Source organism: Christensenella sp. MSJ-20 (genome assembly GCF_044357945.1).
Lineage (GTDB): Bacteria > Bacillota > Clostridia > Christensenellales > QAND01 > QAND01.
This window is the reverse complement of the sequence record NZ_CP076563.1, coordinates 543,451-566,554: the sequence shown is the minus strand read 5'-3', so window position 1 is coordinate 566,554 and position 23,104 is coordinate 543,451. Positions and strand designations below refer to the sequence as shown.

21 protein-coding genes and 1 other annotated feature are annotated in these 23,104 nt (G+C 57.5%); of the genes, 18 read left to right on the top strand and 3 right to left on the bottom strand.

Going from position 1 to position 23,104, the window contains the following annotated elements; translation table 11 throughout:
- Positions 1 to 190 precede the first annotated feature (190 nt).
- From thrS to KP626_RS02815, 11 genes are all read left to right on the top strand, one after another.
- The gene (gene thrS, locus KP626_RS02865) at positions 191 to 2,107 is read left to right on the top strand and encodes a threonine--tRNA ligase (RefSeq protein ID WP_395978156.1); all 1,917 of its coding nucleotides are present in this window, start codon (positions 191 to 193) and stop codon (positions 2,105 to 2,107) included.
- Positions 2,108 to 2,164: 57 nt separating this feature from the next.
- Positions 2,165 to 2,279: a sequence feature (ribosomal protein L20 leader region), on the top strand.
- A gap of 30 nt (positions 2,280 to 2,309) precedes the next feature.
- Positions 2,310 to 2,804 carry a translation initiation factor IF-3 gene (gene infC, locus KP626_RS02860; protein ID WP_395978933.1) on the top strand — a complete coding sequence of 165 codons (495 nt, stop codon included), beginning with the start codon at positions 2,310 to 2,312 and terminating at the stop codon, positions 2,802 to 2,804.
- 15 nt (positions 2,805 to 2,819) lie between these two features.
- Entirely contained in the window at positions 2,820 to 3,017 is a 198-nt protein-coding gene (gene rpmI / locus KP626_RS02855) for a 50S ribosomal protein L35 (RefSeq protein WP_395978154.1), read from the top strand.
- 22 nt (positions 3,018 to 3,039) lie between these two features.
- The gene (gene rplT, locus KP626_RS02850; protein WP_395978152.1) at positions 3,040 to 3,399 is read left to right on the top strand and encodes a 50S ribosomal protein L20; all 360 of its coding nucleotides are present in this window, start codon (positions 3,040 to 3,042) and stop codon (positions 3,397 to 3,399) included.
- Positions 3,400 to 3,449: 50 nt separating this feature from the next.
- Positions 3,450 to 4,214, top strand: coding sequence for a TrmH family RNA methyltransferase (locus tag KP626_RS02845; protein WP_395978150.1), 765 nt, complete (start codon positions 3,450 to 3,452; stop codon positions 4,212 to 4,214).
- A gap of 326 nt (positions 4,215 to 4,540) precedes the next feature.
- On the top strand, positions 4,541 to 5,560 hold the full coding sequence (pheS, locus tag KP626_RS02840; RefSeq protein ID WP_395978148.1) for a phenylalanine--tRNA ligase subunit alpha: 1,020 nt from the start codon (positions 4,541 to 4,543) through the stop codon (positions 5,558 to 5,560).
- 12 nt (positions 5,561 to 5,572) lie between these two features.
- Positions 5,573 to 7,954, top strand: coding sequence for a phenylalanine--tRNA ligase subunit beta (pheT, locus tag KP626_RS02835; protein ID WP_395978146.1), 2,382 nt, complete (start codon positions 5,573 to 5,575; stop codon positions 7,952 to 7,954).
- A 168-nt stretch (positions 7,955 to 8,122) separates the two neighbouring features.
- The gene (locus tag KP626_RS02830) at positions 8,123 to 8,866 is read left to right on the top strand and encodes an SDR family NAD(P)-dependent oxidoreductase (protein WP_395978144.1); all 744 of its coding nucleotides are present in this window, start codon (positions 8,123 to 8,125) and stop codon (positions 8,864 to 8,866) included.
- 138 nt (positions 8,867 to 9,004) lie between these two features.
- The gene (locus KP626_RS02825; RefSeq protein ID WP_395978142.1) at positions 9,005 to 11,356 is read left to right on the top strand and encodes an endonuclease MutS2; all 2,352 of its coding nucleotides are present in this window, start codon (positions 9,005 to 9,007) and stop codon (positions 11,354 to 11,356) included.
- Positions 11,357 to 11,365: 9 nt separating this feature from the next.
- Positions 11,366 to 12,073: a DUF5714 domain-containing protein gene (locus KP626_RS02820; protein ID WP_395978140.1), complete on the top strand. Its 708-nt coding sequence runs from the start codon at positions 11,366 to 11,368 to the stop codon at positions 12,071 to 12,073.
- Positions 12,070 to 12,720, top strand: coding sequence for a pentapeptide repeat-containing protein (locus tag KP626_RS02815; RefSeq protein WP_395978138.1), 651 nt, complete (start codon positions 12,070 to 12,072; stop codon positions 12,718 to 12,720). Before KP626_RS02820 ends, KP626_RS02815 begins: the two co-directional genes overlap by 4 nt.
- Before the next feature lie 24 nt (positions 12,721 to 12,744).
- On the opposite strand, the gene KP626_RS02810 is transcribed toward KP626_RS02815, so the two are convergent.
- A complete protein-coding gene (locus KP626_RS02810; RefSeq protein WP_395978136.1) occupies positions 12,745 to 13,473 on the bottom strand; it encodes a GNAT family N-acetyltransferase in 729 nt (242 codons plus the stop codon).
- 105 nt (positions 13,474 to 13,578) lie between these two features.
- Complete coding sequence (locus tag KP626_RS02805) at positions 13,579 to 15,411, bottom strand: zinc ribbon domain-containing protein (RefSeq protein WP_395978134.1); 1,833 nt, start codon at positions 15,409 to 15,411, stop codon at positions 13,579 to 13,581.
- A gap of 190 nt (positions 15,412 to 15,601) precedes the next feature.
- Between KP626_RS02805 and KP626_RS02800 the strand changes: the two genes are divergently transcribed.
- Both KP626_RS02800 and thiI read left to right on the top strand, forming a co-directional pair.
- On the top strand, positions 15,602 to 16,750 hold the full coding sequence (locus KP626_RS02800) for a cysteine desulfurase family protein (RefSeq protein ID WP_395978132.1): 1,149 nt from the start codon (positions 15,602 to 15,604) through the stop codon (positions 16,748 to 16,750).
- A 1-nt stretch (position 16,751) separates the two neighbouring features.
- Positions 16,752 to 17,924 carry a tRNA uracil 4-sulfurtransferase ThiI gene (gene thiI / locus KP626_RS02795; protein WP_395978130.1) on the top strand — a complete coding sequence of 391 codons (1,173 nt, stop codon included), beginning with the start codon at positions 16,752 to 16,754 and terminating at the stop codon, positions 17,922 to 17,924.
- A 90-nt stretch (positions 17,925 to 18,014) separates the two neighbouring features.
- Here the strand turns inward: thiI and KP626_RS02790 are convergent, their stop codons facing one another.
- Positions 18,015 to 20,405: a transglycosylase domain-containing protein gene (locus KP626_RS02790; protein ID WP_395978128.1), complete on the bottom strand. Its 2,391-nt coding sequence runs from the start codon at positions 20,403 to 20,405 to the stop codon at positions 18,015 to 18,017.
- Positions 20,406 to 20,635: 230 nt separating this feature from the next.
- Between KP626_RS02790 and KP626_RS02785 the strand changes: the two genes are divergently transcribed.
- From KP626_RS02785 to spoVAC, 5 genes are all read left to right on the top strand, one after another.
- Positions 20,636 to 20,944 carry an anti-sigma factor antagonist gene (locus KP626_RS02785; protein WP_395978126.1) on the top strand — a complete coding sequence of 103 codons (309 nt, stop codon included), beginning with the start codon at positions 20,636 to 20,638 and terminating at the stop codon, positions 20,942 to 20,944.
- Positions 20,945 to 20,965: 21 nt separating this feature from the next.
- Entirely contained in the window at positions 20,966 to 21,442 is a 477-nt protein-coding gene (gene spoIIAB / locus KP626_RS02780) for an anti-sigma F factor (RefSeq protein ID WP_395978124.1), read from the top strand.
- Positions 21,429 to 22,220 carry a SigB/SigF/SigG family RNA polymerase sigma factor gene (locus KP626_RS02775; protein ID WP_395978122.1) on the top strand — a complete coding sequence of 264 codons (792 nt, stop codon included), beginning with the start codon at positions 21,429 to 21,431 and terminating at the stop codon, positions 22,218 to 22,220. Before spoIIAB ends, KP626_RS02775 begins: the two co-directional genes overlap by 14 nt.
- Positions 22,221 to 22,343: 123 nt before the next feature.
- A complete protein-coding gene (locus KP626_RS02770; RefSeq protein ID WP_395978120.1) occupies positions 22,344 to 22,607 on the top strand; it encodes a hypothetical protein in 264 nt (87 codons plus the stop codon).
- Positions 22,608 to 22,610: 3 nt separating this feature from the next.
- Entirely contained in the window at positions 22,611 to 23,093 is a 483-nt protein-coding gene (gene spoVAC, locus KP626_RS02765) for a stage V sporulation protein AC (protein WP_395978118.1), read from the top strand.
- Positions 23,094 to 23,104: the final 11 nt, after the last annotated feature.

Below are 23,104 nucleotides of genomic sequence, written 5' to 3'. Positions count from 1 at the left end.
GCGCATCATGGCTGAAAGTGCGCCGGGTCCGGTACCTACGTACCACCTGGGGAATACGGCGCGGCCTGGCGTTATGGGTATAATGGAGCGGCAACTGCAAAAAGGGTGGAACCGCGGGCAATGCGCCCGTCCCTTTGGATGGTTGCTTTTTTGTTTCTCTGGATTTGTACCATGGAAAGGATGAGCATAGATGCGTGTAACACTGCCCGATGGAAAACAACTGGAACTGGAAAACGGAGCTTTAGGACTGGATGCCGCCCAGGCCATTGGCCGGGGGCTGGCCAAGGCCGCCGTGGCCATTCGCGTGGACGGGGAGCTTCGCTCTTTGAGCGATCCTCTCTATGACGGCGCTGCCGTTGAGATCGTCACCGGCCAGGAAGAGGATGGGCTCCGGGTGCTCCGCCATACTGCCTCCCATATCATGGCCCAGGCGGTTATGCACCTGTTTCCCGATGCCGATGTAAAGCTGGGCATCGGCCCTGCCTATCAGAACGGCTTCTACTATGATTTTGATCTAAACCGCTCCATCTCTGCCGACGACTTTCCTGCCATTACGGCGGAAATGGAACGGATCATCAAGGAGGATCTGCCCATTGTCCGCTCGGTGAAGACCCGGGAAGAGGCCCTCCGCTGGGCCCGGGAAAAGAAGGATCCCTATAAGGAGGAGCTGGTGGAGGCCATTCCAGAAGGGGAGGAGATCTCCTTCTATACCCAGGGGGATTTTACCGACCTATGCGCCGGCCCCCATCTGCCCAGCACCGGTAAGCTCAAGTTTTTTCAGCTCATGAACGTAGCTGGTGCCTACTGGCGGGGAGACGAGCATAACCCCATGATGCAGCGCATCTATGCCACCGCTTTTGCCAGCAAGGAGGCATTGGCGGAGCATCTTCACCGTCTGGAGGAGGCGGCGAAGCGTGATCACCGGCGGCTGGGCCGGGAGCTGGATCTGTTTAGCATCCAGGAGGAGGGCCCCGGCTTTCCCTTCTTCCATCCCAAGGGAATGGTGATCATGAACAGCCTATTGGAGTTCTGGCGACGGGAGCATACCCGCCGGGGCTACGAGGAGGTCAGCACTCCTATTATCCTGTCCACCGAGCTGTGGAAGCGGAGCGGCCATTATGATCACTATGAGGAGAATATGTACTTCCTCAAGATCGACGATGAAGATTACGCCATCAAGCCCATGAACTGTCCCGGCGGTATCCTCATGTACAAGCGGAAACCCGTTAGCTACCGAGATCTGCCCATTCGCATGGCGGAACTGGGGGTGGTACACCGCCATGAGCTGTCCGGGGCCCTTCACGGCCTTATGCGCGTGCGGAAGTTTACCCAGGACGACGCCCATATCTTTATGACTCCGGAGCAGATCAAGGACGAGATTTTGGGAGTTCTGGATCTGACGGAATATTTTTATAGCGTCTTTGGGTTCAAATACTTTGTGGAGCTTTCCACCCGTCCTGAAAACAGCATGGGCAGCGATGAGGACTGGGAGCGGGCGACCGAGGCCTTAAAGGAGGCCCTCGCCGCCAAGGGCTGGGAGTATAAGATCAACGAGGGCGACGGCGCCTTCTATGGCCCCAAGATCGACATTCACCTGGAGGATTGCCTGGGCCGGACCTGGCAGTGCGGTACCGTGCAGCTGGATTTCCAGATGCCCGAGCGGTTTGAGCTCACCTACGACGGCAGCGACGGCAAGGAGCATCGGCCCATCATGATCCATCGTGTGGTGCTGGGCAGCATTGAGCGGTTCATCGGCATTTTGACGGAGCATTTCGCGGGGGCCTTTCCACTGTGGCTGGCGCCTGTCCAGGCGCGGGTTATGACCATCACCGACCGCAGCATCCCCGCTGCCAAGGCGGTTCGTGACCGTCTGCTGGACGCTGGTATCCGGGTGGAGCTGGATGAACGCAACGAGAAGATCAACTACAAGATCCGCCAGGCCCAGATGGAGAAGATTCCCTATATGCTGGTGCTGGGAGACCGGGAGGCGGAGGAGGGAACCGTATCCCTCCGTAAACGGGGAGAAAAGGGGAACCTTGGGGTGCTGTCGGTGGAGGATGTCATCGCTCGGCTGACCCAGGAGATCGCCGATAAAACCATGGATTGACCCCAGGGAGCGAGAGAAAACCTTTGACATTGGGCCTGGCTTCTGCTATATTGAATAGGCAAAAAGCAGGAGCTGCCCGCTTCTCACCCGCCGGGATTTCCCAGGCGCGGTTGCAAAGGATTTGAAACGTTCTTTTTGAGCGGGCGGTTTTCGCCCGCTCATTTTTATTTGGAGGTGTGCAAGGATTAGCATCGATTATCAAATCAACGAGGACATCCGGGACCGGGAAGTACGTCTAGTGGATGAAAACGGCGAGCAGCTTGGCATCATGTCTGCCGCCCAGGCACAGAGTTTGGCGGACGACCGCCAGCTGGATCTGGTGAAGATCGCCCCCACGGCTAAGCCCCCTGTCTGTAAGTTGATGGACTACAGTAAATTCCGTTTTGATTCCCAGAAGAAGGAAAAGGAAGCCAGGAAGAATCAAAAGACCACCCAGCTAAAGGAGGTTCGCCTTTCCCCCACCATCGATACCCATGATGTGGAGGTTAAGGCCAAGGCCTGTACCCGTTTCCTCCAGAACGGCGATAAGGTAAAGGTGACCATCCGTTTCCGGGGGCGTCAGCTTAGCTTTACAAACCGCGGCGTTGAGATCATGAACGGTTTTTACGAGATGGTGAAGGATCATGCCACCGTGGAGCGAAAACCCTTGATGGAAGGCCGGAATATGGTGATGATTCTGGCCCCTGCCAACAATTAATAGGAGGATACCGTTATGCCCAAGATGAAAACCCATAGGGGTGCAGCCAAACGTTTTTCCCTGACCAAAAGCGGGAAGATCAAGCGGGGTAAGGCTTATAAGAGCCATATTCTGAACAAGAAGAGCCCCAAGCGGAAGCGCAATCTTCGCAAATCCACCCTCATTGCCGCGGTGGAGGAGAAGAAGATCAAAAAGCTGATTCCCTATAAGTAAGGTCAAAGGAGTGTAGATAGATATGGCTCGTGTAAAAAGAGGCGTTTCCGCCATTAAAAAGCGTAGAAAAATTCTGAAGCTGGCCAAGGGCTACTTTGGCCAGAAGAGCACCAACTACCGCGTGGCCCGGGAGGCCGTAATGAAGTCCCTGTCCTACAGCTATAAGGGACGCCGCCTCCGGAAGCGGGATTTCCGCCGCCTGTGGATTACCCGCATCAACGCTGCTGCGCGGCTCAATGGCCTCAGCTACTCCAGGATGATGGACGGCCTCAAGAAGGCCGGCGTGGAGATCAACCGGAAGATGCTGGCCGAGCTGGCCGTCAACGACGCCGCTGCGTTCAGCAATCTGGCTGAGCTGGCCAAGAGCAAGATCGGCGCATAAACCATAAAAAAGGCGGCTTAAGCCGCCTTTTTTATTTGAGAAGGAGAGCTATGGAGCCCATCACCTCGGTAAAAAACGATACCATTGCGCTGTTTCACAGCCTTTTAGAAAAAAAGGGTCGCCGGATCCACGGCCTGTTTTCGGCAGAGGGAACCCGATTGGTAGGGGAGTGCGTAGCACGAATCCCAAAGAGGATTTCAATGCTGCTGTATACCCAGGAATTAGAGGAGCATCCCGTGGTGGAGGCCGCCCGTTTGGCGGGAGTGCCCCTGCGTTGCTGTACGCCCCATTGTATGAAGAAGGCCACGGATAGCCAAAACAGTCAGGGGGTGGTTTGCGCCATCCACCTGCCGGGACGGGTAGAGGATGAGCCCAGGGGAAACCTTTTGGCGTTGGACGGCATCTCAGATCCCGGGAATCTGGGTACCATCCTGCGGACGGCCTGGGCCTTTGGGGTATCCCGGGTGTACTTGGGAGAGGGATGCGCCGATGTTTATGCTCCAAAGGTGGTTCGCTCCGGAATGGGCGCTCATTTTGTTTTGCAGTTGGTCTCCTGCGGTTCCCTCGGACCGCTGCTGGAGGAGGTCAAGGCACAGGGGTATCAGGTGATCGGCGCCCATCTAAAGGGGAAGAGTGGAAACCTTCCCCTAAACGGCCTCCGATGCGTGGTCATCGGAAGCGAGGCTAGGGGCATGTCGGAGGAGACTGCCGCCGCCTGTACGCATCTGTACCGAATCCCCATGGAGGGGGCTGCTGAGAGCCTCAATGCGGCGGTGGCAGCAGGCATTATGATGGACCGCGTCTTTCATACTTGAAAATCCAAGGTCTTTCTGCTATAATCCATCGTAATCTGAAAGGCTGAGAAGAAGACCAGTACCGGAGGCATGGGAACGGATAAGAGATGGCGGCGCCAGAGGCTGAAAGCCCGCCACGGGGACCATCCGGGAATTCACTTTGGAGCTCGCCGCTGAAGCGGTCATTACCGCCTAGGCGTGCGCGTTTGGGAGCGTTAATCCCATAGGAGGCAGGGGAGCTAAAGGACGGCTTCTCTGTAAATTCGGGTGGTACCGCGGAGCATGGCTTCGCCCCTTGGGGGCGGGGCTTTTTTATTTGCGATCCATCGCTAGAAAGGGTGTCGACCATGGAACAAACGTTACAGGAGATTTTGACCACCACCCTTCAGGCCATTGAATCGGCCGGAGGAAGTGAAGAGCTAAACCAGATCCGGGTACGGGTATTGGGACGGAAGGGAGAACTGACCGCCATCCTGCGGGAGCTGGGCAAGCTGGATAAGGACCAGCGTCCCGTCATGGGCCAGAAGGTCAACCAGGTGCGGGAACATCTGACCGCCGCCCTGGAGACCCGGGAAGCCGCCATGGCCAAATTGGAGCAGGAGGCTCGGTTTGCCGCCGAAGCCTTGGACGTATCCCTCCCCGGCCAAGCGGTAAAGCGAGGCCGGCTCCATCCCCTCAGCATTGTCCAAGGGGAGATCCGGGATATTTTCATCGGTATGGGGTTTGATGTAAAGGAAGGCCCCGAGGTGGAGTATGAGCGGTATAACTTTGAGATGCTGAACATCCCCGAAAACCATCCTGCCCGAGATATGCAGGACACCTTCTATGTGCGGGACGGCATCGTACTCCGAACCCATACCTCCCCGGTACAGGTCCGGACCATGCTCAGCGAAAGCCTGCCCATCCGAATGATCTGCCCTGGCCGGGTATATCGCAGCGATGACGTGGACGCCACCCATTCCCCCATGTTCCATCAGGTGGAGGGTCTGGTGGTGGATAGGGGCATCTGCTTCTCTGACCTAAAAGGCGTGCTGGATGAGTTTATCAAGAAATTCTATGGGAGCAGCACCAAAACCAGGTTTCGGCCCGGCTACTTCCCCTTTACGGAGCCCAGCGCCGAGGTGGACGCCACCTGCGCCATCTGCCACGGAAAGGGCTGCGGCGTGTGTAAGGGCACCGGCTGGATCGAGATCCTGGGCTGCGGCATGGTTCATCCCAGCATCCTGGAGGGCTGTGGCATCGATCCGGAGGTCTATACCGGTTTTGCCTTTGGCCTTGGCCTGGATCGGCTCACCACCATCAAATATGGCATTACCGATATCCGCCTGCTTTTCGAGGGGGATACCCGGTTCCTGTCCCAGTTCTAAGGAGGTATCGCGATGAAAGTGCCAATGAGTTGGCTGAATGAATATGTAGATGTAACCCTTCCCATGGAGGAGTTCGTTAGCGCCATGATCATGCACGGCCTGGGGGTCGAGGGGGTCTCCTCCATCTTTGCCGATTCCCAGCGGGTGGTGGTGGGGAAGATCACCAAGATTGAAAAACACCCCAACGCCGATAAACTTCAGGTTTGCACCGTTTTGGCGGGGGAAAAGGAGCCGGTGACCATCCTTACCGCCGCGCCCAATGTCTATGAGGGAATGGTCTGTCCTGTGGCTCTGGATGGGGCGACCCTTCCCACGGGGAAACACATCACCGCGGGGGAGATGCGGGGATTGACCTCCTACGGTATGCTGTGCAGCGGCGGCGAACTCCGGGTGGAGGAGTCCGACATTAAAAACGCTTCGGTGGACGGCATTTTGGATATGGGGAAAGCCTACGAGGACAAAATTGGTATGCCCTTTTTTACCGCTATCGGCCTGGATTCCCCGGTGGTGGAGTTTGAGATCAGTGCCAATCGGGGGGACTGTATGAGCGTTCTGGGCATCGCCCGGGAGGTTTCCGCAGCGCTGGGTGTACCCCTGCGAGAGCCTGAAATTCACGTGGAGGAGATCGACGAGCCCGCTGCCAAATACGCTACCGTGGAGATTCAAGCGCCTGATTTATGCCCCCGGTATATCGCCCGGGTACTGACCGACATCCACGTGGGGGAATCCCCCCTGTGGATGCAGCGGCGGCTGATGGGAGCCGGGGTCCGGCCCATTTCCAACATGGTGGATATCACCAACTATGTGATGCTGGAACTGGGCTATCCCATGCACGCCTTTGATTACTCCTGTGTAAAGGATGGCCACATTGTGGTGCGTACCGCTCAAAACGGCGAGCGGCTTACCACCCTGGATGGTAAGGAATATACCCTGGACGATAGCGTCTTGGTCATCGCCGACCGGGAGCGGGCCATCGGCCTTGCCGGGGTTATGGGGGGAGAGAACAGTGAGATCACCCCCGAGACCACCATGGTGCTGCTGGAGAGCGCCAAGTTCGACGGGTTCAACAACCGCAAGACCAGCCGGGGCCTGGGAATTCTATCCGAGGCGGCCTCTCGGTTTACCAAGGGCCTGGACGACCAGGGCATTCAGATGGCCTCTGACCGGGCCGCTCAGCTGATGGTCGAGATTGGCTGCGGTAAGGTGCTGCGGGGCCGGGTGGATACCCAAAAGGAGGCTCCTGCCCTCCGCACCGTCCGGGTTCGGCCCGACCGGGTCAACCATGTGCTGGGCACCGATTTCCCCGAAGAGATCATTATGGAATGCCTTACCCGGGAAGGCATCGCCATCCAGGAGATGGATGAGGAAGGGGCTCTTATCTGCACCATTCCGTCCCATCGGATGGATCTTGCCATTGAGGAAGACCTCATTGAAGAGGTGGCGCGGGTGGCAGGGTATGAATCCATCCCCACCCGGCTTTTGGAGGGATTCGCTCAGGGCGGCCTAACCCCCGTTCAATCCATGCGGGAGCGAACCCGAAGCGGTCTGGCCGCCATGGGCCTCTATGAAACCATGAGTCTTTCCTTCCTGGGCAACAAGGTGCTGGAGCAGGTGGGAATGGATGCGACGGGCTGCGTTCGTCTGCAGAACCCCCTCAGCGAAGAATACTCCATCATGCGCCGCAGCCTGATCCCCGGTATGATCCAGTCCCTGGGGGTCAATATGCGGAATAAGATCTATAACAGGCCGCTGTTTGAGATGAGCAACGTGCATTTGGAGACTGCAGACGGCTCCCTGCCGGTGGAAAAGCCTATGCTGTGCCTGGGCGCCATTGGGGAGAGCTTTTATGAAGTCAAGGGATATCTGGAGGAGCTGTTCCGCATCTTTGGTATATCCGACCTCCATTTTGCCGCGGGCGGCGGCGACTATCTGCATCCTGGCCGCAAGGCGGAAATTTTCCTCCACGGCAGCCGAGTTGGAGAGATAGGAGAACTCCATCCCCAGGTGTTGGAGAACTTTGCCATGGATCGGCGGGCAGTGGTGGCGGAAATCGCTATGGATGCCATCTATGAGAATGCCATTGCCGATAAGCGGTATCAGCCTCTGAACCGGTTCCCGGTGGTGGAGCGGGATTTGGCGGTGATGGTGGATCGCGGCGCTCCTGTGGGCGCCATGATGGAATCCATCCAGGAGCAGGCGGGAGCATTGCTCTCCGGCCTATCCATCTTTGACATCTATGAGGGGGACCAGGTGGAAGCCGGCAAAAAGAGCGTGGCCTTCTCCCTGTCCTTCCAGGCGCCTGACCGTACCCTGACGGGGGACGAGGTGCAAAGCTTGATGGAGAGTATCCTGGCCTGCTTGAAAGAGAAATACCAAGCGATGTTGCGGGGATAAAAGAACGATAGAAAAAACCGCGGGATGATATCCTGCGGTTTTTTCTTATGGGCCGGATTATTTTTCTATTTTTGAATCAAGCTATGTGGGGGACTTGTCTTGACAACCCGCAGAAATGAAATAAAATATTGATAATGATATTTATTCTCATTAAGGAGGAGCAAAGCAATGCTGAATGGAAAAGTTGCCGTTATCACGGGAGGAACCCGGGGAATCGGATATGCTACCGCTAAGAAGTATCTGGAGAATGGCGCTAAAGTCGCCATCTTCGGATCCAAGAAGGAGACCGTGGATCGGGCCATTGCAAGCCTTAGAGCGGAGAACACCGCCTTTGAGGTGGAGGGGTATTATCCCGATCTTCTGATCGAACAGGAAGTGGACAAGGCGATAGACGAGGTGGTAGCCAAATGGGGCCGCTTGGATATTCTTGTGAACAACGCTGGGGTTTCCGCCCGGGACTCCATCTATAATTATAGCGTAGAGAACTTCCAGCGCACCATAGATCTCAATGTTAACGCCGTGTTCATCTCCTCGAAAAAGGCTGCTCAGATCATGAAGAAACAGGGCGGCGGTGTGATTCTAAACACCAGCTCCATGGTCAGCATCTATGGCCAGGCCGCCGGCAGCGCCTATCCCGCCTCCAAGTTCGCGGTGAACGGATTGACCAAATCCCTGGCTCGGGAGTTGGGACGGGACAATATCCGGGTCAATGCCGTAGCGCCCGGCATAACCCGCACCGATATGGTAGCCGCGCTTCCCGAGGAGATGATCAAGCCCCTGATCGCTACAATACCTCTGGGCAGGGTAGGGGAACCGGAGGATGTCGCCAACGCCTTCCTGTATCTGGCAAGCGATATGGCGTCCTATGTGACGGGCGCCGTCCTTTCGGTGGACGGGGCTGCCATGACCTGATTTTGGCCAATTTGCGCCGGAAAAAGCCGCCCAAGGGCGGTTTTTTCTTTGCCCATTGCGTTTTTATCGCTGATGTAGGAAAATAGAAGGGCTGTAAGAACGATCCCGGGGAAATTCCCTTGGAAGAAGGAGGATGGGTTGGAACAACGCGTGCTGCAAACCCTGGAATACGATAAGATTTTAACCCGGTTGGCGGCCCATACCGTGAGCGGTCCGGGTCGTGAGGCGGTGCTGTCTACCCGGCCCCTCAGCGAGCCCTATGGGGTGGAACAGCTGCTGTCCGAGACCCAGGAGGCCTACGATGTGTGCGTTAACCATGGAGGCAATCCCCTTGAGGGATTTCAGGATGCAACAGACTCCCTATTTCTATGCGCCTCAGGGGGATTGCCCTCTTTTGCCGATCTGCTTGCCATCCGCCGTCTTCTGGAGAGCGCTCGCATCAGCCAGGGGAGAATCGGCGCGGCGGATCCCCAGGGCACGGTGCGGAATCTGAGCCTGTCCATTCGGCCGCTACGCCATCTGGAGGAGGAGATCGGCCGGTGTATCCTCAGCGAGGAGGAGATGGCGGATACCGCCAGCGCAGAGCTGGCCTCCATTCGCCGGCGTATCCGCAGCGCTAACGAACGCATCCGTTCCCGTCTCACCGATATGATCGCCAACAATAAAACCTATCTGCAGGACGCCATCGTCACCATGCGGAACGGGCGCTATGTGGTACCCGTCCGGGTGGAGCATATGGCGTCGGTACGAGGGTTTGTCCATGACCGCAGCAACACAGGGGCTACGGCCTTTGTGGAGCCGGTGGCCATCCTGGAGGCCAACAACGAGCTGCGGGAGCTGCAGCTCATGGAAAAGAACGAGATGGAACGGGTGCTGTTCTACCTGGGAGGGCTGGTATCCAATAGCCAGGGGGAGATCCAGGGAAACCTGGATATTTTAACGCGGCTGGATGCCATCTTTGCCCGGGCCCGCTACGCCCAGGTGACCGACGGGGTACGGCCCCTTCGCTCCGAATCCGATGAGGTGGAGATTCAAGCGGCCCGCCATCCCCTTATCGATCCCAAGGCGGTGGTTCCCATCCATGTCCGGTTTGGAGGGAGCAATCCCTGTATGGTGATCACCGGCCCCAATACCGGCGGAAAAACGGTATCCCTAAAGACCACCGGCCTGTTTGCCATGATGGCCCAGTCCGGCATGTTTCTGCCCTGTACCGCCGCCAAACTGCCGGTGTTTTCCAACATCTTCGCGGACATTGGGGACGAGCAGAGTATCGAGCAGTCCCTTTCCACCTTCTCCTCCCATATGGTGAATATCATTGGGATTCTGGAGCAGGCCGGCCCCGGTACCCTAACCCTTTTGGACGAATTGGGCGCTGGTACCGACCCTGTGGAGGGAGCGGCCCTGGCCATCGCTGTGATGGAAACCCTGGTGGCCCGGGGCGGGCTGTGCATCTGTACCACCCATTACAGCGAGGTAAAATCCTTTGCCATGACCCATCCGGGATTCCTCAATGCCGGCATGGAGTTTGATTTGGCCTCCCTGCGCCCCACTTACCGGCTTATCGTGGGCCATGTGGGAAGCAGCAACGCCTTTGAGATCTCCCAGCGGCTGGGGATGGAGCAGTCGGTCATCGATTTGGCCCGAAGCCATGTGGCCAAGGAGGCCATGGCTTTTGAGAACGCCATCCGAAAGGCGGAGGAGCTGTGGGTGGAAGCGGAACGAGAACGGGACCAGGCGCTCATTGACGGCGAGCGTACCCGCCAGGAGGCCAAGCGGGAACGGGAGAAGATTCAGCGGCAGGCCGACGAGGAATTGAAGCGGGCAAAAGGGATGCTGGACAAGGCGCTTTCGGAGCTGGAGCAGGCCCGGCAGGTGGCCCGAGAAGCCATTGAGGCCGCCCAGACCGCCGCTCGAGCGGAGCGGAGCCGCGAGCGGGAACAGGCCCTTCACCATGCCCGCTCCGCCGTCCGGGAGATACAGGAGACCCGGGAGGCCATTGTGGAACAGGCCGATCCCGATAGGCCCTTGGATCCTAAAACCGTCCAGGTGGGACAGCAGGTGCGGCTGAAATCCACCGGCATCAGCGCCGTGGTGCTGACCCTTCCGGACGCCAGGGGAGATCTGACCCTGCAGGCGGGGATCATGAAGATCGGCGCCAATCTATCGGACCTGCGGATGGATATTCCGGTTCAGCCCAAGAAGAAGCCAAAAAAGGGAGGCAGCCGGGTGCAAAGGGGTGTAGCCGCCGTTAAAATGGAGCTGGATGTCCGGGGTAGGACGGTGGAGGAGGCCATGCTGGAGGTGGATCAGTACATCGATAACGCCGTTTTGTCCGGGCTTCATGAGGTGAACATCATCCACGGGAAGGGAACGGGCGCCCTGCGCCAGGGGTTGCGGCAGTATTTGCTCCATCACCCCCATGTAAAGTCCCAACGCCCCGGCGGTTATGGAGAGGGCGAGGATGGGGTGACCGTCCTTACCCTAAAATAGGAGGAAGATATGGCCACGGAAGCATGCCTAATTTGCGGCGCCCCCCTTTTCTATTTGGAGCAGGGAGCGGAGATGGAGTGCGCATCCTGCCATAAGCGATTTATCAGCAACGCGAGCTGTGAGAACGGACACTTTATCTGCGATGTTTGCCATGGCGAACTGGGAATCCAGGCCATCCGGGACCTGTGCCAAAGGGAAACCGAGATGGATCCCATCCGTTTGGCACAGCGCATGATGGCGCTTCCCGCCGTGCACCTGCATGGGCCGGAACACCATGTGCTGGTGGGCAGCGCTCTCCTAACGGCGTATCATAACGCCGGAGGGAGGTTGGATAAGACCGCCGCTCTGGAGGAAATGGCACGAAGGGGAAGGGAGGTTCCGGGCGGCGCCTGTGGGTTCTGGGGTTGTTGTGGAGCGGCCATCAGCGCGGGCATCTATTGGAGCATCGCGACGGATACCACCCCCTTGGATCAAAAGAACTGGGGACTGGCCAACCGCCTGGTAGCCGCCTGTTTAGAGGAAATCGGCGGGGTGGGCGGCCCCAGGTGCTGCAAACGGGACAGCTTTTTAGCCATCCAGACCGCCGTGATCTTTACCAAGGAGCACCTTGGCGTCGCTATGGCGGTGCCCCAAAGGGTGCAATGCGGATACTTTTCCCAAAATGCGGAGTGCATTCAGGCCGGCTGCCCATTCTATTCAAAGGAGGAACTGCGATGAAGCGCCTACCCCCCAATTTGCCGGAGCTCCTTCGGGAGACCTCTGGCGAACCGGATTGCTTTCAGGAAGCCCTTTTTTCCGGAGAGCTCCTAAGGGGCGTCCGCATCAAAAACGGCGTCTTTGTGGATTTGGATCTTTCCACCCTGGGGCTCCGGGGATGCGTTTTAGAGGGCTGTCGTTTTTTGAACTGCGATTTAGAGGAGGCGGATTTCCGGGATGTTGCCTTTACCTCCTGTGATTTTTCTGGCAGCAAGCTGTTGCGGAGCTATTGGAACCGGTGTGCCATGACCTCCTGCAAAGGGGTGGGAGCGGATCTGCGCAGCAGCACCTTTCGGGATATGCTGTTTTCCGACTGCAATCTGGGATACGCCAATTTTGACTCCGCTGCCTTCCAAAATACCGCCTTCTTGGACGGAACCTTCGCCCAAGCGGACTTTTCCCTCTGCAAGCTGGTAAAGAGCGCCTTTACAGGTGTGGATCTGAAAAGGGCTAATTTCTTTCATACGCCTTTAAAGGGGCTGGATCTGTCCACCTGCCGGATAGAGGGGATCCTTCTGGAAGGGCCGGAGCTGAAGGGCGCTGTGGTGGATCTATTCCAGGCGGCGGAACTGGCTAAGCTATTGGGAGTCCTCGTCAAGAACCAATAAAAAAAGCCGCATAAGCGGCTTTTTTTATTCTTGGGCCATGGGATCCAGCCAGGATACCAGATCCGGGCATCTCGTGAACCCCAGTTTGGCGTGGATGCGAATGGAGTTTGTGTTGTCGGGCAGCACGTTGGAATAGATATAAAGACCCCGGCGATCCAGCTCTTGAGCCAGCCGATATTCCAGGGCGGGGCCAATGCCCATGCCCCGGTACGGGGGCAGGACCTCCAGCATGCCCATGGATCCCTCGGTATGGGTGAGGATGAACCCGGCAATGGAGCCATTCTCTGCCAGGGCAAGATAGCCCGGCCCCTTTTGAATGCGCTCCTCAACGTATTCCAGACGGGCTCCGTGCCCATGGCCGTAATGAGCCTGGACAAAGGGCGCGTCCGCCAAGGTTACGGGGCGAATATCCAGACTGCAGGTCATAGGAGTAAGGGCGTCCTGCTGGGCGAAATATTGCAGAAAGCAGTGGGGCTTCAGCGTTCCAAGGCGGCGTTCCAGTACGGGATACAGAGAGTAGCGGGCCAGATAAATGGTGTTCTTTAACGTGTCCGGGCCCATCAGGGTGATGAGGGCGTCCAGGTCCTCGGCGTTGGCGGCGGAAACCATGGTTTCTCCATTTGCAACGCGAAGCCCCACCGCGCTCTTGACGGTATAGATGGCCTCATAGCTCTTCTGGCGCAGCATCTGTAACAGCGCAACATTTTGTGGCGCATCCAAAACAAGGGTGCGCTCTGCGGTTTTGACATCCATGTGATCTACCTCATTCAAGCAATCTTTTGACGGAGCCATTATAGCATCCCTCGTGGGGATTGAAAATAAAAACGCCCGGAAAGCTCCGGGCGTTTTGTTTTCCATCTACTTTGTGATGAACCAAACCATCAGATAGGGTTTACCGTCCCCATCCACGGAGTCATAGCTGCCGTAGATGCGGACCTCGTCTCCGGAATGAAGCTTGGTGCTGCCGTTATAGGTAAAGCCGATGAGCTGGCCGCCGATATCCAGATCATACTGGTTTTCTTGATCGGTGGTTTGCACCATGCCGTTGAAATACAGCGCTTGATCCTTGTAGTTGCCTGGGGAAGCGATGAAATCGCCCACCGCAGGGGAAACCGCCGAGGAAGCAAAGGTCCTGGGATTGGGAATCCGCTCGATGGTCACCGTAAGGTCCGTGGGCTCCTTGCCCTCCTTAGTGGCGTGGAAGACGATCTGATGGAGCCCATAGCTTCCCAGGTTGGCCTGGAAGGTAAAGCTTCCGGTAGCAGAATCCAGTTGGATGCCGCCGCCTGGGAAATCGGTGGTCAGGCTGGCGCCGGTTTCCACCGTACCGCTGATGTCATAGGTTTCGGCCTCGGTGCGGGAGGGAACCTCTTGGCTGAGGGAAATGACCACATCGTGGAGGGTCCGCTTGAGGATGAATTCCTTGGTCAGCGGCCGGGCAAAGGGCATGGTAGCCTCAAAGGATACGGTGTTGTCGCCCATCTGCACGGGGATGCTGTATCGCACCGTGCCGGACTCATCGGTCTTATTGGTTACATTCTCCCCGTTGATGGTAACGGTGCTGCCGGAGGGAGGCGTAAAGACCAAGGTGGCGGTGTCCTCATAGACCCGGCTCAGATCGGCGTTGGGGAACTCAAATTCCACCGGGGTCTGAGGAACATAGACCAGGAAGGGGTCCACCTCCACGTCGGAGGTGTAGCCCAGCTCATCCATAACCCGCATCTTAAGGTTGACTTCCAGATATTCCAAATTGGGGTCTGGCACTTCGGAGATCCAAACGGAGTCCTCGATGGAGATTTTGGCGACGCCGTCCTGGAACTTGATCTCCTTGCCGCCCAGGGAATCCACGATCAGGGTGTAGGTATCCTCCCCATGGACTGAGAAGGTGCGGATATACTTGCCGTCCTCCTCGGTGATCTCCACCACGGCAGCGGGCACGAAGGGAGGCTCCACCTCCTTGCCAAACACGGTGTTGAAGAACCGGGGCCAGGTAACGAAGTAGTGGGTAACCAGAAGATGGGCGCCTACGCCCAGTACCGCCAGGGTTACGAAGATGCAGAGCCATTTTACAAAGGTACGGAAGGGCCCGCGATCCTCCTTTTCCCGCTTGGGCTTTTTCAGAGTGGAGGAAAGGTCGATATGCTCGTCCTCCACCAGCTGGTTTTCGCTCTTTTGCCGGCGGGAAGGGGGATTCTCCGGAGCGGCCTCACGGGGCTCCTGAACTGCTTCTTCGGAGCTGTGGGCCGGTTCCGCATCCTGCTCCTGCCGTTCCGGCTCCGCTGGATCGTCCACGACGGGGGCAGGCTCCTCCGGCTGAGCAGCCTGTGGAGCGGCCGGCTGGGGCTTGTCCACAGACGTTTCCTCCTGAGGTTTTTTAGGGGCGCTTTCCTGGGGAATCGAGACTTCTTCGGCCGGCTGCTCCGTCCCAGGCGCTTCCTCCGCGGCGAATTCCACCATGGAAGCTTCCGCCGCACCGCGGCCCTTGCGGCCCCGACGCTTTCTGGGGACTTCCGCCACCGGCTGGGAAGCGGATTTTCCCCGTCTGCGGGAAAGGGGCTCCCCGGGCGTGTATTCTATGGTAGAGGAAAGGTAATCCTTTCTCCAATTATCCCCTTCTACTATGGTCTGGCCGCAATCGGGACAGACCTTCTGGCCCTCCTCCAGGGAGGCACCGCAGTTGGGACATATCATATGATCTAACACCACCTTCAAATTTGACATATATTATACCAGATACCTTGGTATTTTCAAACCATGGGCGGAAGGGCTGGTATGCAACCGCCCCTCCTTCCCGGCGGTGCCCTGGGGAAACCAGGCAGCCTTATCTTGCGACGGCGGCTGGGCCATGGTAGAATGATTCCGGATTATTGGAGATGAAGATATGTCCATCTATTTTGATAACAGTGCTACAACACAGCCCTTTCCCGAAACCATCCGGGCCATGGAGCACGCCATGGAGGAGGGCTATTATAATCCATCCGCCCTATACGGGCCGGCGGTGGAGGCCAGCCGGGAGATCGCCCGGGTAAGGGAGGCGTTCGCCTCTGCGCTGCGGGTACGCCCAGAGGAGATCTACTTTACGTCGGGTGGGACGGAGTCCAATAACCTTGCCCTGTTAGGGTACGCCCACCACCTGAGGGGAAAGGCCCATATGCTGGTGAATCCATCGGAGCATAGCAGCGTCCATGAGGTGTTCTTGGAGCTGAACCGTCGGGGGCATCAGGTGGAGTTCCTTGAGAACGACGCATCTGGGCGCGTTACCCCGGAGATTCTAGAACGGCATATGCGGCCGGATACCGCCCTTGTCAGCGTGATGCATGTCAACAATGAATCGGGCGCGGTCAACGATGTGGAGACTTTGGCGGCTTTGGCCAAACGGATCAACCCCGGATGCATGTTTCACAGCGACGGTGTACAGGCTTTTTTGAAGGTGCCGGTCCCCAGTTTCCGGGAGATCGACGCCTATTGCATCAGCGGCCATAAGTTCCATGGCCCCAGGGGTTCCGGCGTTTGCTATTTAAAAAAGGGAGCCTTTGTCCAGCAGATCCTCTACGGCGGTTCTCAGGAGGGCCACATGCGGCCCGGCACCGAGAACGGTCCCGCCATTTTGGGCATGGGGGCAGCCCTTGACCGGTACCTGGGTCACCATCAGGAGTATCTGGATAGCATGTGGGCGGTAAAACACCGGCTTTACGGCAATCTTTCCCGGATCCCCGGGGTGCGCCTCAATGGCCCAGAGCTGAGCCAGGGAGCCCCGCAGATCCTATCCATGGGGTTTGCGGGAGCCAACGCCGAAACCCTGGTAAACGCCCTGGCCGAGCGGGGCATTTACTGCGGAACGGGCAGCGCCTGCTCCTCCCGTGCGGTGGGGAAAAACCGCACCCTTACGGCCATGGGGGTGCCTGCTCAGTATCTACCGGGAACCCTGCGCTTTAGCTTTTGCTACAACAATACATTGGAGGAAGCGGATACCGTAGCGGCGGCCATGGGCGAGATCCTCATGCGGCTGCGGCGGTTCAGACGGAGGTAATATGGAACGGCTATTGCTCATCAAGTATGGAGAGATTCACTTAAAGGGGCAGAACCGCCCCTTCTTCAAGCGGGCTTTGAAAAACCGGCTGATCCAGGGGCTGAAGCCCCTTGGGTGCTATGTCCATGAACAGGACGGGCGAATCTACGTCACCGGCTATGACCCCTTGGACGAGGATCGGGTGCTGGAGCGGGCCAAGCATACCTTTGGCATCGTAGGGGTGTGCCCGGCCTTGGCGGTGGAAAAGGAGCCGGAGGCCATGTACGCGGCGGCGCTCTCCATGCTGGAGCGGGCGGGATCCGGGCAGGGAGACTTCACCTTTAAGGTGAAGGCCCGCCGGCAGGACAAGTCCTATCCCCAAAACAGCTTTGAAATCTGTGCCGATGCCGGCGGATATATCCTGGATCGGATGCCCACCGCCAAAGTGGATGTAAAAAAACCGCAGTATACCGTGGAGATCGAGGTGCGGGATCGCGCTTATGTCTATTCCCATGAGGAAAAGGGCGTGGGAGGTCTGCCGGTAGGGGTCAGCGGCCGGGGCGTGGTGATGCTTTCCGGCGGCATCGACAGCCCGGTAGCCGCCTATATGATGGCAAAGCGGGGTCTAGAGGTGGAAGCGGTACACTTTCTAAGCCCGCCTTATACGGGGGAACCAGCCAAGGAGAAGGTGATTGCCCTGGCCCGGCGGTTGACGGAGTACTGCGGCCCCATCAAGCTGCACCTGGTCCATTTCACCGAGATTCAGGAACAGCTTTATGAACGGTGCGAGGAGTCCTATCTTACCGTGCTGATGCGCCGGCTGATGTGTAAGATCAGCGAGGCTATCGCCAACAAGGAGGGGGGACAGGCCCTCATCACTGGAGAGAGCCTGGGCCAGGTGGCCAGCCAGACCATCGGCGCCCTCCACGTGACGGACAGCAGCGTGGAGATGACCATCCTCCGCCCCCTCATCGGCATGGATAAGGTGGAGATCATCGACATTGCCCGGGCCATCGGCACCTTTGATATCTCCACCCTGCCGGGGGAGGATTGCTGTACGGTGTTTGTGCCAAAGCATCCCGCCACCAAGCCCAATCTTAAGCGGGCTGTCCGGGAGGAGGAGCGGCTTCAGGTGGAGGAACTGATTGCCGCGGCCCTTCAAAAGACCGAGGTTATCACCCTGTTGCCCACCTGATGCGAAAAGCGATCTTGGCCGCAGGAGCACGATACTTTTTTCAAACCGACGAGATGAAATGAAAACGAGGTGTGTACACACCTCGTTTTTTTATGCCGCCGGACTTTCTGCCGGCGTGGGGCTGGGTTCCAGAGATGGGCTTGGAGTGGCTTCCCAATCGGGAGGGGTCCAACTGGGCGCGGCTGCCGGCAAAAAGAAGATTTTGCTGGTTTCATAGACCGGTTCCTGGGGAGCGGCTGAGTCCACGGCGGCCAGGTAATAGGTGTAGCCTATCCCATCCTGAGCGGAGCTGTCCACATAGACGATGGGGCTGCCGCTATGGGAAAATTCCTTGACCACCTCATAGGAGGAGGCCCCTTCCGCCCGCCGCATCAACTGGTAACGCAGGGCCGCCTCGTTGGTGGAAAAGCTGATGATGGGCTTTTTTGTGGCGTCATCCGTGGTTACATCGAACCCGGACACCGCGCCGCTTTCCCCAGGCCCGCCTTGGTTGGAGAGCAGTGTGGCTAGGGAGGCGGTCTCAAAATACTCCGATACCGCGTTTTCCCCGGTATCGGTGGCCAGCTTTAAGATGCCGTCCATGAGGGAAGCCGCATCCAGGGATACCCGGGTTACGCCCTCTGGCACGGAAAATTCCGGACCGGCTTTTTCCCCGTAGATGCCCTGATAGACCGCCCGGCTGAGCTGGGCGGGGTAGGTGCCGCCGGTGACATTGCCCGGCAGATGGTGATCCTCATCGGTAACGTCAAAACCCATCCAGGTTACCATGGCATACTCCTTATTATAGGAAGCCATCCAGATATCCCGGTTGCCCACGGTGTGGCCGTGGGTGCCGGATTTTCCCGCCAAGGGGACGTTAGAAAGGGCCAGACGGCCGCAGTTGCCCTCTTCCACCGTGGATCGGAGGATATCCGTCATCATGAAGTTGACGCTGGATTTGATCAACCGTTTGCTGGTGAAACCGGCAGCGTACAGCACATTACCCTCTCGATCTTCGATGCGGGTCACCACCTTGGGCTGGGTATAGACACCGTCGTTGGCCATCATGGCGTAAGCGCCGCACAGCTCCAGTGGGGATACGCCGGTGGAAAAGCCCCCTAGCGCCAGGGAAAGTCCGGTATCCTGGCTGGTGAAGGGGATGCCCGCCTCCTGCGCAAAGGCCTTGCAGTATTCCACCCCCAGAGCGTCCATGGCGGTTACCGCCGGCACGTTGGAGGATTGCTCCATCGCATGACGCAGGGTGATCGTTCCCTCGTATTTGTCTCCAAAATTCCTGGGGGAATAGCCGTTGAAATCCGTGGGCTCATCCAGGAACAGGGAGGCACCGGTATACCGGCCGCTCATAAGGGCGGGCAGATACACCAGAATGGGTTTGATGGAGGAACCGGGGGAACGCCGGACGCTGGTGGCCCGGTTAAGGCCCAACTGTACGGAATAGTCCCGTCCGCCGATCATGGCCCGGACGCCTCCGCTGGCGGGGTCCATCACCACCATGGCGCTTTCCACCTTGGTTCCGTCGGCGGCGTTTTCGGGAAACAGCTCGGGATTTTTGTAGGCTTCCTCCGCTGCGCTTTGTACTACAGGGTCCATTTCGGTATAGATACGGTACCCCCCGGTTAAAAGGGATTCAAAGGACATGCCTAGGGTGGAGGCAGCCTCCATAAGGGCAGCGTCCACATACCACCCAAATTGACCGGTTTTTTCGTTTTCCTGCAGTACCAGGGGTTTGGCCTTGGCGTCGGCCGCCGCTTGGGCGTCAAGGAACCCGTACTCCTCCATCAGTCCCAGGATCACGTCCCGACGCCCCTTGTTGTTTTCCGGCTCGATGTGGGGAGCGTAGTTGCTGGGGGATTTGATGGCAGCGGCAAGAGAGGCACCCTCCTCCACCGTTAGATCCCGGGCGTCCTTGCTGAAATAGCGCTGGGCGGCCGCCTGAATGCCGTAGGCTCCGCCGCCAAAGTAGATGTAGTTGAGGTACATCTCCAGAATTTCGTCCTTGTCGTAGGCTTGCTCCAGCTTGATGGCCATCAGGGCTTCCTCGATTTTCCGTACAAAGGTCTTGGTGCGAGTAAGATGGCTGTTTTTGATGAGCTGCTGGGTGATGGTGGATGCGCCCTGGACCAGCTTGCCTGCCTTGATATCGGCCCACAGCGCGCCAAAGATGCGGCGGACGTCTACTCCGCTGTGTTGGTAAAACCGGGCGTCCTCGGCGGCGACAAAGGCAAGCTGCACCTCCCGGGGGATTTCCTCGATATCCACCCAAACCCGATTTTCTCCGCTGTATACCGTCCGAATCACCTCGCCCTTATAGTCGTAGATGAGGGTGCTCTGGTCCGCGCCCAGGATCTTGTTCATGTCCAACTGGGCGAAATCCTGAATATTCAAAAAAAATACCGTGGTAAAGGTGATGGCGCAAAGCACCAGAAGAAGGAGGATCAGCGCCACGATGCGCAGCACCTTGCGGGTGGTGGTGAGTTCCATAGAATTGTCCTCCTTTCCGTCCCTTTCAATATTCCCATTTTGGGCAAATTTATTTCGGGCCGTGGATTTTTAGCTGTCATCGTATGGATGAAACAAAATTGGACATAATATCCAAGGAATAGACCATATCCCTCAAAGGACAAGCTTTTCCCGATATGGAATACTATATAGGCGTTTTTATGGCGTCCGGCCTGGGCCGGCGGAGCGCCATGGAAAAGGAGGTATGACCGATGCAGATAAAAACCCAGAGAAAGGGCCCGGTTTTGATCGCCAAGGTTACGGGAGAGTTGGACCATCATTCCGCCAAACAGTTTGTAAAGGAGATGGACAAGCAGCTTTCCGACGAGACGGTGAGGGAGCTGCAGTTGGACTTCAAGGGCCTGACCTTTATGGATAGCAGCGGGATTGGCGCGCTGCTGGGCCGGTACAAGAAACTGGCCGGGAAAAAAGGGAAGCTCACGGTAAAGAATATGAACCGTACCGTGGGCAGGATCTTTGAGATGAGCGGCCTATCCACGGTGATCAAACGGGTCGGCTAAAATTTGGGAGGTCAAATTGCTATGGAAAAGAATCAGATGAGTTTGGAGTTTTCTGCTCTGTCGCAGAACGAAAGCTTTGCCCGGGTGGCGGTGGGCTCGTTTTTTGTGCAGCTCAATCCAACCCTGGAGGAGCTGGCCGATGTGAAAACCGCCGTCAGCGAGGCTGTGACCAACTGTATCGTCCATGCCTATGGAGAGCAGGGCGGCGTGATCCGCATTGAATGCGCCATGGATGGGGACACCATGGAGATCAGGATCGTTGACTATGGCGTAGGCATCGCCGATGTGGAGAAGGCCATGCGGCCTTTCTATACCAGCCAGCCGGGAGAGGAGCGTTCCGGGATGGGCTTTACGGTGATGCAGTCCTTTATGGATGGACTCACAGTAAAGAGCCAATTAGGCCGGGGCACAACGGTGTCCATGGTAAAGAAGGTGGCGTCCGCGGCGGCCCCGGCAGCGGACGAAGCTGCCGATGAGAGGGAAAATGCAGCAGGATAAGGAAACCCATGCAATCCTAAGCCATGAGGAGATTCTGCCCCTTTTGCGCCGGGCAAAAGCAGGGGATGAGGAAGCCAAGGAGCGGATCTTTTTATGCAACGTGGCGCTGGTGCGGAGCATCGTTAAGCGGTATCTTGGGCATGGCTATGATTACGATGATCTATACCAGCTGGGATGCATCGGCCTGGTCAAGGCCATCAACAACTACGATGAGACCTATGGGGTGCGTTTTTCCACCTATGCGGTGCCCCTCATTATGGGGGAGATTCGCCGGTTTCTCCGGGATGATGGAATGATCCGAGTGGCGCGGCCGGTCAAGGATCTGTACGCCAAATGCATGAACCTTTCTCAGTCCATGTACTATACCCTGGGTCGAGAGCCCACCCTTGGCGAGCTGGCGGCGGAGCTATCCGTTACCCCGGAGGAAATCGCTTTTGCCATGGACGCGGCGCGTATGCCCATCAGCATCAGCACGCCGGTGGCGGGGGAAGGGGGGAAGGAATTAACGGTGGGGGATAGCATCACCACCGGGGACAACACCGCCGGAGTGGTCAACAAGGTGGTGCTCCGGGAGATGCTGTCAGGATTGCCGGCAAGCGAACGCCAGATCATCGTCATGCGCTATCTCATGGAAAAGACCCAGAGCGAGGTGGCAAAGATGATGGGCATCAGCCAGGTGCAGGTTTCCCGGATGGAATCCCGTATCATCAAAAAAATGCGGCTGGCCGCGGGCCAGGAGGAGCCGCCCCCGTCCAAGCGACTGACACAGCATGGATAGCACCGTAATCGAAATCAAACAGAAACTCCATTGCGCCGGAACGCTCCGGCGCTTTTCTTTTGCTGGCGATAATTTTCTTGCAACTGCGCACACTATCCACAAAGAAGGAAAGGATGGGAGAGTATGGAGACCAATTCCAGCCGGAAACACGTCATTACCATATTTGTGATCATCACCCTGGCGTTTCTGACGGTATTTTTATTGCAGCGTTTGGGGAATGATACCATGGAAGGCGCAGTTCACATCATGGCAAGAAAGGTGGAAACAAGGATGGAACAGCAGAGGATAAAGGTTCACAAAATCCCCGAGATGAACCCGGTGGATTGCCGCAACCTGGAGGAAAAGGAACAGCGTATGCGGCCCTTTGTGGAGAAGGAGGGACGCTAGCCCATGGAACCCTTTGACGCAAGAAAATCCAGAAAAGAGATTCAGAACCGAAATCAGGAATACCAGGAACACATCAAGGAAACCATGCCCAAAAGCAAGACGGGTATCGGCTGTATCAGGGCCTTTTTGGTGGGAGGGCTGATCTGCTGCGTCGGCCAGGCCATCAGCTTGTTTGCTCTGGGTACCCTTCAGATGGACAAGGAGAGCGCCTCCATGTTCACCTCGGTGGTGCTGGTGTTTCTGGGCGCCACCCTCACTGGCATTGGGGTATACGACGACATCGGCAAGTGGGCCGGCGGCGGCTCCATCATACCCATCACCGGATTCGCCAACAGCATCGTGTCCCCGGCCATGGAGCATAAGCGGGAGGGCCTCATCCTGGGGGTGGGGGCCAACCTGTTTAAGATCGCCGGCCCGGTGCTGGTCAACGGCATTTCGGCGTCGGTGGTCTATGGCGTGATCCTGTACATCATCAAATTGCTGTGAGGTGAAGAACA